A 12,964-nucleotide genomic window follows, 5' to 3' on the forward strand; every position below is an offset into this window, starting at 1 on the left:
ATTTATGCAGAAAAAAAAGCATAGCCCTTGTGGCGACTGAACAAATAAAAAAACTTACCGAGTGCGAGGGCAGAAGCGTCGGCTTTGGGAGAGGTCTTAAAGAAACGGGGATATTTTACATAACGAGTTTATAGTGCAGCGCGATAGCGCTAGAACTATAAACTCGTTATGTAACATAGCTTTGGTATGTTTTTACTACAAAAGATCTTGAAAAGCCAATGCGCAAGTGTATCGACAAAAAGAATAAAAACAAGACCCTGCTATACACCTATGCCAATAACAATACCGCCAACCAGCTTATGAAAGTAGTCGACAACGCTCCAACAGCTTCTAAAGCAAACGGATTTGTGGACAGCGCCTCTAACAGCGTCGATGATTATAGCTATGATGCCAATGGTAATATGACCAAAGACAACAATAAAAATATCACCAGTATTACCTACAACCACCTGAATCTGCCAACCCTAATCACCTTTGCAACCCCGCTCTGCGAAGAGTTCTTATAAGGTGCTGTGCGAATGTCTCCTGACTTCGCACCCACAAGGAGAATCGACAAAGAATAAAATAATAAAACACCTTGCCAATGCGCGAGGTTTTTTGTTTTATAATCTTTAATTATTGTTTTTTTTTCTTCAATTGAAAATAAAAAAAAAGACAGAAAAATCAATCAATTTTATTTTTCAAATGAAAATTAAAAAAACTATTTTTGAGCAGATAAGAAAATGAAAAAGTACGTTCTTAAAAAATAGTTTTTGCTCGCAGGAAAGCAAAAATAAACGCTCAGGCGAGGAAAATATCGCACAGGACAATACAAGTATAAGTACAACGGCAAGGAGCTTCAAGACGAGCTGGGGCTTAACATGTACGATTACGGAGCGAGAAATTATGACCCTGCTTTGGGCAAGTGGATGAATATTGATCCATTGGCGGAAATGTCAAGGCGTTTTTCTCCATACACTTACGCACTTGACAATCCTGTGTTTTTTTATAGACCCCGACGGTATGAAAGCTGAAGCTGGACAATCTGGAAACTATTATGATTGGGACGAAGGAATTTATAAAAATAAAGATACAGGTAAACAAGTTGATGCTGATGTGGCAATTGCGAGTCATAGTGGAAGTGAAGGTGGAACTCCACCTGATGATTATGTATTTAATGAAAATGGGGATTACGTGAGGACTGATAAGAATAATAAGCCAGATCGATTAATTGTTGAAAACTCAAAAACTGGAGCAAGAAGAAGTTATGGGTTCGCAGATCCTAAAGAAGATCCTAAAAATATTAAGAACGGTTTTATTAGTAAACTTGAATTTGTTAGCGTAACCCAAATAAGTGATATGATTAAGCAACAGGGAGGATTTAAAGCAGAAAATGGATCTTGGATGGCTTTTTATGAAAAAAGTAAAGGAGGTCAAAATTTCGATTACACTTTTTCAGTATTATCCTCGACTTATCATAATGCTGCAAATTCTTTATATCTACCTAAAGGAGGAGATGGCCTCGCACATAATTTGATGAATTTCGGCAACTTTTTATGGACTGCAACGGGTTATTCATTGGGATTTGATTACAGCACTTTAAAAATGGCCGCGCATGCAAATAGTTTGTTTAATCCCGGTTCAAATGGATATAGTCCACAATTAGATTCCAAGGATGATCAACGATCGATATTTTCGGGGGCTACATATTCAGCAATGTATGGTTTTAAATTTTTTGTAAAAAAATAATGATATGTATAAAAAAATAATTAATTGTTGTCTGATTTTAATATTTTTTAGTAGTTGTATAAATAATAAAGTTGACGAAAACGACATAGATAATTTTATTTTAAAATATGAATTTGAAGATTTTAGCTTTTTTAAAGATTATAGAATAATTATACGGCAGAAAAACTTCAGTGAAACCATTTACATGATAAGTGACTCTGAAACTAATATAGACTCTGTATTGTATTTTGTTTATGTGGATAATTTTTCAAATAAAATTTCTCAAATTAAAGTTGGGAATGATAAAAATTCAAAGCTCTTTCAAGCGTTAACAGATATTAAGATAAAAGAAATTATTAATAAATATAAAATTTATAATTTCCCATATTTAAGTGTTAATAACGATAATTCTGTATCAATAAACCCTTTTTTTGTTGATATGAATCCTTATTTATTAAGACTAAAAACGAAGTCAGATGAAGAAAATATCAAAAAGAATTATAGTGTATTTAAGCATTATAAAAATAATTGGTATATTAAAGATTAGTTTAAGTTATCATAATAGAACATGTTAGCTAATGGGTAATGTTTCAGAGTTAGGGTAGTGTTTCAAAGTTAGTGATATAAGATTTTAGATTTCTAACCTTTTGAAATTGAGCAAATTTTAGAAATAAATAATTTTAAGATGAGCAGTGATGCTCATCTTTTTTGTTTTATTATTGCCAGCTGTGCGAAGAGTTCTTATAGTGCTGTGCGAATGTCTCCTGACTTCGCACCCACAAAGAGAATCGACAAAGAAATAAAAACAATAAACCTCGCCAATCGGCGAGGTTTATTGTTTTATAATCTTGAATTATTGGCTGTTTTTTCTGCAAGAACGCACCCAGTCTCGTCCTGAAAAAAGTTTACATATTAGACTTAATCCTAAAATAGCTCTACATTTCCCCTTGCTGAGGCGAAATTTACTCTGCTTTTCATAGAGTTCCAAAAGATTTCAAATATGTAGAAGGTGATGGGGTTTTTAACGTATTTGGACATGCTAGTTCAAGAGGTATTGAATATTATGACGATAATGGAAAAAAACAAATTGCTACAACTGCGGCGGAATTTGATGCAATGATGTCACAAAAAAGTGAAGCTTGGAAAGAAGCTAGAAAAAATGGTAAATTTATAACCTTGTATTTTTATGCATGTAATATAGCATCGGAAGACTATATATCTCATAGTACAGGAGAACATGTTAAGAGAACTGTCACATTTGCTGAAAAGGTTTCTACTATTCCTGGGCTAATGGTTGTTGCTCCAGATGGTTTTGTGAATTATGGATGGAGAGATGGTGTTCCTCAAATTACAAAAATTGATAATTTTAGAAATGATGGAGGTTATTTAACTTTTATCAACGGTAAACAAGTAGGGTAAAAAACAGATTTACAAACAGTAAAAATGATGTCTCAAATAAGAACTGGATTAACAAGATAAAAAACATGAAAAATATATTTATTTATTTAAGTGTGTGCTTAACTTTTTTAATTTTTTCATGTAATGAAAAAAAGGAATCTACAATTATTAAACCTTCAGTAGTGAAAGACCACGATGAAAGACCAAACCATGAAAAAATAACTGAGAATAAAAAAGCGAGTGATAGTTTACTAAGTCTTGCTATTAGCAAAGGAGACGAGATGGCATATAATTCTGTAGCACAAGATTTTATTATCAATGAAAACTATAAAAAATTGTTGTATTATTCATTGATTATGGCAAATAAATATAATAATTCCCAAGCTCATTTTGATATTTATGTTATACTTGTGGAGTCATCTGAAAATAAATCTTTGAATGATTTAGACAAAAAAACAAAAAACTTAGCGATGTATCATTTGATAAAATCAGTTGAATTAGGTTATAAAAGTGCTAAATACGAAATTGATGAAATTTTTGGAAAAGAAAAAAAAATCAAAAACTCAGATTATTATTTAATCGAGTATGCAAAGTAATTAAAGATAAACTAACCCGGTAATGTATCAGATATGTTGGTAGTTAATTATTCCATCTAACATTTGCAGATAATCAATGATTTATAGTAATATCGCAAAGAAATTAAAACAACCTTCGGGTTGTTTTTTTTATTTTATAATGTCTTAAATCGAAAAAAATGGGCTTAAACTCGACTAAGTGTTACAGATGTGTTGGTGAAATTAAAAACATGATAAAATATGGAAAAACAAAGTCAGGTAATCAAAGATATATTTGTAAGCTTTGCAGGAAAACAAGAATTGAAAATTATACTTATCAAGCTTACAAACCTTATATTGATGGAAATATAATTCAATTAACAAAAGAAGGTTTAGGAATAAGAAGCACAGCAAGAATATTAAAAATTTCAACCACAACATTATTAAAAAGGATTGTATCAATTGCTCGAAAAATTCAACAACCAATTATCAGTAAAGGAAAAACCTATGAAGTAGATGAAATGTGCACTTATATCAAACACAAAAGAAATTTTATCTGGCTGGTTTATGCATTGGAAAAGAATTCTAAAACTGTCGTAAGCTTTAACGTTGGGAAACGAAACAATGAAACGCTTAACCGTGTTCTGGAAACTTTAAAATTATCTGAAGCTAAAAAGATATTTACGGACAGATTAAAAAACTAAAGATATTTGATTGATGAGAAATTGCATTCGGTAAAACGTTTCGGGACAAACCATATTGAAAGGAAGAATCTGACACTCAGGACTCATCTGAAACGACTCAACCGCAGGACAATATGCTTCAGTAAAAGTTTAATAGTTTTTCTAGCAGTTTTAAAGATTTATTTTTGGATTTGAGTAATAAAATAGTAAGTTTATCCTTTAAAAATGCTCTTTAACTTAAAATATTTATTCTAAAAAATAAAATCGATATAACAAGTATAAATGCAAAATGAAAAACATTTTTTTGATTATAGCCCTAACTTTTTTTTCTAATAATTATGGACAGATTAAGCTTTCAGAAATACAGGGATATTGGATAAAAAATAAAATAAAAATGAAAGATGGCAGTGATCTTTTTGATCGATTTGTAGAAGATTCTGCTTATACAGAGTATCGAATTGATCAAAATAGGCTATGTATTAATTCAAGTCCTATCCATAGAACTAATGAAAGCTGTTTAGATTTTAAATTGATTAATAATTTGATAAAAACCTCCCAATATGCTGGATTTATTATTGAAAAAGTTAATAGTGATTCCTTGATACTAAGCGAAAAAATTGATGGCTTAGCAGATGATCAGCTCAAGAGATTATATTTTAGTAAACAGGAAGTTGTACTAGCAAAGTTTAAAGAAGAGAATAAAAACAAAAAAAATATAATCGCTTCAAAATTATTCACACCAAAAACTAACGCAACGATTGAAATAGATTTAAATAAAGCCTTCAAAAATAATTATTCAAATTTTGAATTGGTAGGAACTTTTAAAATTTATCCTGAACAAAAAAAAGTAAAGACGGCTATAACGTTTTCGACACAAAATGATTCTTCAAGGATAAGAATAGTAAAAAAAATTATTGATCATTCCTTTGAAAAATGGAATCTAAAAGACTTTCAAGGTTATGAATCCATTGAAATTCCTTTTGTTTTGAAAAGTGAAATTACAAAAAGATCTTGGGGAATTTCAGTAGCCTTTTTTACAAGAGATTTAACTGAATTTGAAAGGATTTATGGAATAAAAATGGAAGACATTCGAAAATCCTCGGATTATTTTAATAAAGCATTAGTCGCTTACGCTGAAAAGAGATACTCAGATGCCATTATATATTTTACAGAATCATACAATCTTGATTATAAAAACATAGATGCATTATATAATAAAGCTGCAGTATATTTTGAATCTGAGGATAAACAAAATGCCTGCCAAGTATGGTTGGAAATTTCGATGTTGGGTCAATTAAATGCAAAACAATTATTTCTCGAGCATTGCAATTGATAAGAAAACAGAACTATTTAATAATGCAGAGATTAGGAATTAATTTTATTAAAAAAAATGTATTAACCCTCAGTTTCGCAAAGTGTGCTGCTGCGTAAATGTCTTTGATTTTTAGTTATTAATTCAACAGTTAAAAAGAAATTAAAATGAAATATTTGATGTTAATAATTAGCATTTTTGTATTTACATCTTGTTATAATGACGTACAAAATGTTCGAATTCATGGAACGATTGCAGATAGTATATCTAAAAAGCCGCTTGAAAATGTTAAGGTTTCAATTGTTTGCTGGAATTATGGTAAAACACCCGATGGCAGCTATACGGGTAAAGATTCAATAATCGTTACTACAAATAAAGATGGTCATTATAAATATAATTTTGAAAAAGGCACTTTTTTTGAAATCAAAGCATGTAATAATGGATATAAGATTGGTTTTAAATCAGATGAGATAATTAATAATGAAGTTATCATTAATTTAGATTTAATACCAAATCATTAATAATTTTTCTCCCGCTGCTCGTACGAATGCTTTCGTGTGGTGCAAAGAATATCGGTAAAGAAAATTAAAACAAATAACAAATTGGCGTTGCGCTAATATCAACATTTAGGATAGTCAGGGGTAAGAATTGATAATCAACTAAAGCCTACAAGAGCTAACTAATAGAGTTTAAATATGAGAAATTCATTTTTTAGATTATTTTTAATAATTATTACGGCAATTATATCTTTTAACTTAATTGAATTTACTGATTCTGATTTTGTTATTGCATTTTTATTGTTCATTGGTCTAGTTTTAAATTATAAAACAACTGAAAATACATATGATACATTTTCAAATTATTTTTTTTGGATAATAATGTTTTTGCTTATTACAATTTTAAAGAAAATAAGCTTTACTGCTCTTTTAGATTCATTTTTAATACTTTTAGTCCTCAAAGTATTTGTTTTATTATATAATTATATTAAATATAAAAATGTTTCGGTAACGAGCTTATATTTAAGTAAGATTTGGATTTTTACATTTTTTTTGTATCAAGTTGAAATTATACTAAATAGTACTCATGGATTTAAAAGTTTATGTTTTTTTCTGGGTTTAATTTCCATAATTGAAACTTTTTTAATTATTTTTAGAAACAAAGAATGGAAATTTAGCGTTGTTAGTTTTTGGTAGGCAAGTGGTAAAAAATATCCCCCCCGCTCCCGCACGAATCCTTTCGTGTGGCGCAAAGTAAATCGACAAAGAATAAACTTAAGAGGACCTCGCCAACTGGCGAGGTTTATTGTTTTATAATCTTTAATTATCGGCTTATTTTTTCTGCAAGAACGCACCCGGTCTCGTCCTGAAAAAAGTTTACATATTTAGACTTAATCCTAAAATAGCTCTACATTTCCCCTTGCTGAGGCGAAATTCACGCTTCTAAGGGAAATTCAAAATATTCTATAAGTAGAAAAAAAGTGGTAATACAAGCTTCAGACCAATGATCTTTCTATCTTAAAATAGGCCAGTTCTTCTTCATTTCTCATTAAATTATTTAATCGTTGAAAACCGGCTTTTTGCAACACATTTTGTGATCCACTGTTGCTAAGATCTGTTATTGCTACCACTTCTTTCGTATTGGTATTCGCAAAACTATATTGAGTCATAGCTTTGCACACTTCTGTAGCAATGCCTTTTCCCCAATATGCCCTCCTAAGTACATATCCAATTTCTATTTGGTGAGTGTTGTATGCAAAAATACGGGCAACACACATTCCGATAAAGTTATTATTTGTAGTATCGAAGATTGCCCATCGACTAAGATTTTTCTTTTCATAATTTTCAAGCAATTCAGTAAACATCTCTGCATACCTTTCCGGCGAAGTATTAGGAAGGTATTGTGTAACCTGATGATCTTCAAAAAGAGCTAAAAAAATTTGTTGTTCCTGCGGTAAAAATTGGCGAATAATTATTTTGGGACTTTGGTAAAGGGTAGACATGGATTAGAGCTAATTAAGGTAAGTAGTTTAGAAGTTTTTAAACTTTTTTGCTAAAAGCAATAGCAGAATTTTTCTTTGTAAATGCAATCGAATTTAGAGAAAATAAACAAGCAGAACAAACTTTCTTATGAATTTAAAATAGGTAAATAAAGTAAGATGGGTACCCCATAATAAAAGCCAAATTAAGGATGGGAATAAAATTATTCAAGCGTACAGGATTCTTTTTGAGAATTTTAAAGAGGACCTGAAATGCCGGATTATTAGATAAAATCCTAATGCAATTGTTTTATCGGTCAACTTAACTATTTTTGCATGCTGTTACATTCCTGGTTTTAGAAAAATTGAGTCATAAAAAGAGTGTTTATTTTGTAGAACAAGTTCTACAAATGGTTTTACAATGTTCTACACGGTATTAAAGCTGCGCTAGCTACTTTTGCAACTTGTTAAGAAATAAAAGCCACACCGCTATTCTAAAATCGGAATAAAATATGTAGATTGTTTAAGACAAATACAAGAAATTAAAAGAATCCCCCCAAATCTCTTTTAAATATTTGTTGTCGTTATAGTTAGAGTTGAATTCGCAAGCGCTGCGCTTTGCTGTTTTTTATTTAAATGAAGTTTATTTTTAGACTCCTGATAACTTTTACCGACATTAGATTTTAATACGTCATACGCATTAAAATCTAAACATAATATTTATTCAAAATGTAGTACATCATTCGTGATAATACTTCAGAACCTACTTAAAAACAATTATAGGAGTCATTGATTTTGTTCTTTCCTCCTTATTTTTTATCATTTTAAAAGTAGCAATTTTGATCAAAAAGCATTTATTGAATAATACTTTTAGTTTCCTGAAACTAAAATTCAAACAGAGAAAAATAATTCATTATACTTTAATAGCCTGCGTTATTTTTTTGCAAGTAGTGGTTGTAATCATTTGGTACAATCAATCTTCTAATGAATCTGAAATGTCTAAGGCTTTGGATTCAATGAATTCGCTGAATAAAATAGCACATTTTACAGGTAAGATCAACCATTCGTTTCTGGATTCCCAAAGGAGTTTTAATACGTATAAAATCCAAAAAGACCAGGGATCCCTGGATAAGTATAATACGTCGCTAAACGAAATAAGCCGTCTGATTGACAGCCTGAGCCTAATTACCAGCGATAATATCGCGTTTATGAAGATTCTCAAAGAAAAGTACCAATCAGAACAGACCATACAATCTTTAAAATCAGATATCGATTCGATAATCGAAACGCAGATTAACCTGGACAAAAACAGGACTGCAAAACCCTTTAAACTAAATAAGTTTCAGTACAAGAAGATTTTAGACAGTATCAAAACAGATTCTTATATCAAGGTCGACAGTGTTTCGAAAAAGGGATTGTTTACAAGATTAGGCAATGCATTGGCCGGAAAAATGGATGTGCAGAAAGAGCAGCTAAAGATAACGGTGACTATGAAATATAACAACAAAGTGGTCTCCGGAAGTATCGAAGATCAATTTGCCAATATGTTTAATACGACCAATAAATATTATGAAAATCAATTTCAAAATTTAAAAAAATCGTTTACAAGTTTAAAAGATCAGGACTCAAAATTAGTAGAACTGAATAGTAAATTACTGGATTTAGAAGCTGAAATAATGCCCAATTACGGTAAATCTTTAAAAACGCTTCAGGATGATACCCAAAAGCAGTTGCTGAACCAATACAATTCTGACAAAGCGGTCAGGAGTTATACAATTGCCATTCTGATCATCCTGATGTTTGTGATCTCGATTGTCCTTTTTAGTTTTACGAGAATGGCTTTTCAATATGAGAAAAGATTAACAATTGCACAGCTTAAAATACGCGAGAGCTTAAACTTTAAAAACAGGATTATGGGGATGATCAGTCATGAAATCAGGTCACCGCTGAGCATAATTTCGATCTACAGTAAAATGATAAGTGCATCGATCAAAGATCCTGAAATCAAAGACACTTTTAAATCGATTCAGTTTACAACAAATTCGCTGCTTCTTTTGGCGAATCAGATTTTAGAATATTCTAAGGATGAAAATTATTCCCCAAGATTAAAGAGCAACAATTTTCCTTTAAAAGAAGAAATCAATCAGATTATTTATTCGATGACTTCACTGGTAGAAAGCCAGGGAAATAAAATAGAAGTAAGTTCTAATTTGCTTTCAGATTTTGAAGTGTATGCTGATGCCACAAAAATACATCAGCTTTTTTATAACCTTATTGGTAACGCCAATAAGTTTACGAAAGAAGGATTAATATCAATTGCAATTGATCTTGAAAAAACGTCAGCAAAACAAGCCAACTTAAAAGTGGAGATTCAGGATAACGGAACCGGTATTGCAGAAAATGATTTAAAAAACATATTTGAGCTTTATTATCAGGGAACTGTGTCAGGAAAAGTAAATGATCTTGGAGTAGGTCTGGGACTCAATTTGTGTAAGGAAATAGTGGAGCTATTTGGAGGAAAAATTAATGTTCAAAGTCAGGAAGGCAAAGGCACAAAGATTATATTTAACCTGATATTAAGTTTAGTTTAAAGTATCAAAAAGCATCATTTTTTTGCATTTTACAATCTTATAAACAGGAATTAATTAGAGAAGAGAGTTGTAATAATTTTAATTTATGAAAATGAAATCACCATCCAACAACTATGCTTTTTTAGTTGCCGATGATCACAGTGTGGTAAGGCAAGGCGTTTCTCTGATGATCAAAGAGTTATTTTTGAATGCCCAAATTTATAAAGCAGGAAATTTTAAAGAGACATTTGAAATTCTGAAAAAAGTAAAAGTCGATTTACTCATATTAGACGTCAATTTTCCTGACGGGAACAGTATCAATGTGATAGCAGAAATAAAGACCATTCAGCCAGACATTAAAATATTAATATTTTCGGCTTATGATGAAAATATTTATGCCATGCGGTATTTGAATGCCGGTGCTTCCGGATATCTCAATAAGGAAACCTCAGAAGATGAAATGAAAAACGCGATCAATTCAATGATTGCATCAGGAAAATACATTACGCAGAATATTAAAGACAGAATTTTGGATTCTTATATTTCAAAGAGGCCTACCAACCCATTGGATCTATTGTCTAACAGAGAGATCGAAGTGGCGCAGCTCTTGATTAAAGGCTATGGTAATCTGGAAATATTAGAACTTCTGAACATCAAGAAAACGACAGTAAGTACCTATAAAAACAGGATTTTCGAAAAGCTGGAAATTGATAATTTAGCTGATCTGATTAAGTTTTTCCAATTGTATTATGATGAATAATGGAATGGGGTGGAAGCCAAACAGGAAGTAGCTATTTCTTTAAAGCATTGTATCTAAAAACAGGAACTTATGGGTTCCTGTTTTTTTTTGAATAAACTATAGAAATTGTAGTGTATTTCCTGTAGAAATAATTCTACAGAAGACCGTACCTAATTCTATAAAGGATTGATTGTATTGCGAGTACTTTTGTAATGTCAGGAAGAGAGAAGGAGCAAAGGTTGGCAAATAACGTATTGAATAATAATACTATTAATGCTGAATTTCCTGATTTAAGAATAATCTTTTTGTTGTTACAGACGGCTTTTGTTTGTGTTTTTGGATTTATGCAATGCAGGTCAATTTTTATTTTTAGAAGATGGCCGTCTGATCAACGAAATTTAATTTTTAAAACAGAATGGAAATTTAGAAGTATAAGAAGTGATAAAAGAAAGAATGTTATTAAAAAATAAGAGTATGGAATTCGATTTTTATAAAACAAAAAAGAAAACAAATACCGACTTGTTACAATCTAAATTATTTGATGAAATTCAGGATGCCTTTTTCGTTCTAACCATTTCAGAACATAATGATTATAAGATGCCTTTTATAAATGACTATGCGTACGAAATGTTCGAAATCCTGCAGGAGGATATGTTCCCTAATACAATACTTTCCGTCTACAAACAAATTCATCAGGAAGATAAAAATCGGGTTAAGCAGTCTTTGATTGATGCGATCAAAAAAGGAAATAAATGGAACGTCATTTTTAGGGCACAATTGCCTACGAAAGGATTATGCTGGTTTAACATTACTTCAAAAAGAGAAACAAATAGCGACGGAAGTGCTGCATTATATGGAAGAATAAGGGATATTACAGATTTTAAAGACCAGGAACTGAAACTTAGGATTTCAGAAGAGCGTTTTAAATTTGCGATGGAAACTTCGACTTCAGGTGTTTGGGACTGGGACATGAAAGCGAATACTGTATATTATTCTCCACAATCCTTAAAAATACTGGAACTCGATGCTACAAAAAACCTGGATGCACCGGAACGCTGGAATGAAATTGTGCATCCGGATGATCTTGAGAAATATTACAAAGCTCTTAACGATCATTTTGAAAATAAAACGTCTTTCTACGAAAATTTTCATAGGATATTGACCCCCAATAAAAAATACAAATGGATTTTAAGCAGGGGAAAAGTGATCACCCGTGATGCAAACGGCAACCCGTTAAAAGTTATAGGAACCCATACTGATGTTTCTTCACAAAAGGAAAAAGAGCTGGAACTGATGAAAAAAATGGAGTTGTACAGCGAAAAAAATAACAGGCTGTTGAATTTCTCGCACATCGTATCTCATAATTTAAACTCGCATGCAGGAAATTTCAAATTGCTTCTGGATATGATTGATCTCGAAGAAAATTTTGCTGATAAACGCGAAACGATGAAATACCTTCGCACAGTTTCTAATGATCTCAACAAGACCATTGAAGATTTGTCTCAGATCGTTAACATTCAGAACAATGCAGGGATTGTAGTAGAGTCCCTGAATCTCAACACATATTTGAGCAGGGTACTTAATATCGTTAGTGCTTACAGTTATAGAAACAATGCTACCATTATAAACAATATTCCTGCTGAAGCGACAATTAATTTTAATCCGGCTTATCTCGAAAGTGTCTTGCAAAATTTATGTACAAACGCCATAAAGTATGCCAATCCGGATAAATTTTTAATAATTGAATTCAACTTTTTCCTCGAAAACGACAAAAAAGTATTGACGATAAAAGACAATGGATTAGGGATTGATCTCGAAAAATACGGGCATTTATTATTTGGGATGTACAAAACATTTCATAAACATGAGAAAGCAAATGGCATTGGCCTGTACATTACAAAAAATCAGATCGAGTCGATGAACGGAAGTGTTACAGTGGAAAGTCAGGTAGGAAAAGGAACCACATTTAAGATCATTTTTAAGGATTAAAAACGATCGTTTACACTATAATTTAATATCAGGTTAC

13 protein-coding genes and 1 pseudogene are annotated in these 12,964 nt (G+C 31.1%); 13 read left to right on the plus strand and 1 reads right to left on the minus strand.

The genetic code is table 11. The annotated features are described in order from the left end of the window. Positions 1–218 precede the first annotated feature (218 nt). The 10 genes and pseudogenes from ACQY44_RS05925 (at position 219) to ACQY44_RS05970 (ending at position 6,847) form a co-directional block, all read left to right on the plus strand. The gene (locus tag ACQY44_RS05925) at positions 219–506 is read left to right on the plus strand and encodes a hypothetical protein (RefSeq protein ID WP_428229474.1); all 288 of its coding nucleotides are present in this window, start codon (positions 219–221) and stop codon (positions 504–506) included. A 354-nt stretch (positions 507–860) separates the two neighbouring features. After that, positions 861–1,013: an RHS repeat-associated core domain-containing protein gene (locus ACQY44_RS05930; RefSeq protein WP_428229475.1), complete on the plus strand. Its 153-nt coding sequence runs from the start codon at positions 861–863 to the stop codon at positions 1,011–1,013. After that, complete coding sequence (locus ACQY44_RS05935) at positions 1,003–1,728, plus strand: hypothetical protein (RefSeq protein WP_428229476.1); 726 nt, start codon at positions 1,003–1,005, stop codon at positions 1,726–1,728. The genes ACQY44_RS05930 and ACQY44_RS05935 overlap by 11 nt, the downstream gene beginning before the upstream one ends. A 4-nt stretch (positions 1,729–1,732) precedes the next feature. Beyond that, complete coding sequence (locus ACQY44_RS05940; RefSeq protein WP_428229477.1) at positions 1,733–2,254, plus strand: hypothetical protein; 522 nt, start codon at positions 1,733–1,735, stop codon at positions 2,252–2,254. A 569-nt stretch (positions 2,255–2,823) separates the two neighbouring features. Then, positions 2,824–3,126 carry a hypothetical protein gene (locus tag ACQY44_RS05945; protein WP_428229478.1) on the plus strand — a complete coding sequence of 101 codons (303 nt, stop codon included), beginning with the start codon at positions 2,824–2,826 and terminating at the stop codon, positions 3,124–3,126. Between the two features lie 65 nt (positions 3,127–3,191). Continuing rightward, positions 3,192–3,701 (plus strand): hypothetical protein, encoded by a 510-nt coding sequence (locus tag ACQY44_RS05950; RefSeq protein ID WP_428229479.1) that lies wholly within the window; start codon positions 3,192–3,194, stop codon positions 3,699–3,701. Between the two features lie 158 nt (positions 3,702–3,859). Beyond that, positions 3,860–4,537 (plus strand): annotated as a pseudogene (locus ACQY44_RS05955) (IS1 family transposase). Positions 4,538–4,631: 94 nt separating this feature from the next. Next, complete coding sequence (locus ACQY44_RS05960; RefSeq protein ID WP_428229480.1) at positions 4,632–5,675, plus strand: tetratricopeptide repeat protein; 1,044 nt, start codon at positions 4,632–4,634, stop codon at positions 5,673–5,675. 146 nt (positions 5,676–5,821) lie between these two features. Further along, on the plus strand, positions 5,822–6,175 hold the full coding sequence (locus ACQY44_RS05965; RefSeq protein WP_428229481.1) for a hypothetical protein: 354 nt from the start codon (positions 5,822–5,824) through the stop codon (positions 6,173–6,175). Between the two features lie 174 nt (positions 6,176–6,349). Next, positions 6,350–6,847 (plus strand): hypothetical protein, encoded by a 498-nt coding sequence (locus ACQY44_RS05970; RefSeq protein WP_428229482.1) that lies wholly within the window; start codon positions 6,350–6,352, stop codon positions 6,845–6,847. Positions 6,848–7,146: 299 nt separating this feature from the next. Here the strand turns inward: ACQY44_RS05970 and ACQY44_RS05975 are convergent, their stop codons facing one another. Then, complete coding sequence (locus tag ACQY44_RS05975; protein ID WP_428229483.1) at positions 7,147–7,653, minus strand: GNAT family N-acetyltransferase; 507 nt, start codon at positions 7,651–7,653, stop codon at positions 7,147–7,149. An 815-nt stretch (positions 7,654–8,468) separates the two neighbouring features. Here ACQY44_RS05975 and ACQY44_RS05980 point away from each other — a divergent pair. The 3 genes from ACQY44_RS05980 to ACQY44_RS05990 all read left to right on the plus strand — a co-directional run bounded on the left by ACQY44_RS05980 (position 8,469) and on the right by ACQY44_RS05990 (position 12,927). Then, the gene (locus tag ACQY44_RS05980; protein ID WP_428229484.1) at positions 8,469–10,220 is read left to right on the plus strand and encodes a sensor histidine kinase; all 1,752 of its coding nucleotides are present in this window, start codon (positions 8,469–8,471) and stop codon (positions 10,218–10,220) included. Between the two features lie 85 nt (positions 10,221–10,305). Beyond that, the gene (locus tag ACQY44_RS05985; protein WP_428229485.1) at positions 10,306–10,959 is read left to right on the plus strand and encodes a response regulator transcription factor; all 654 of its coding nucleotides are present in this window, start codon (positions 10,306–10,308) and stop codon (positions 10,957–10,959) included. Between the two features lie 453 nt (positions 10,960–11,412). Then, positions 11,413–12,927: a PAS domain-containing sensor histidine kinase gene (locus tag ACQY44_RS05990; RefSeq protein WP_428229486.1), complete on the plus strand. Its 1,515-nt coding sequence runs from the start codon at positions 11,413–11,415 to the stop codon at positions 12,925–12,927. The last annotated feature ends 37 nt before the right edge of the window (positions 12,928–12,964 follow it).

Origin of the sequence: Flavobacterium sp., assembly GCF_965277525.1 — a bacterium.
In the GTDB taxonomy this organism is placed as follows: domain Bacteria; phylum Bacteroidota; class Bacteroidia; order Flavobacteriales; family Flavobacteriaceae; genus Flavobacterium.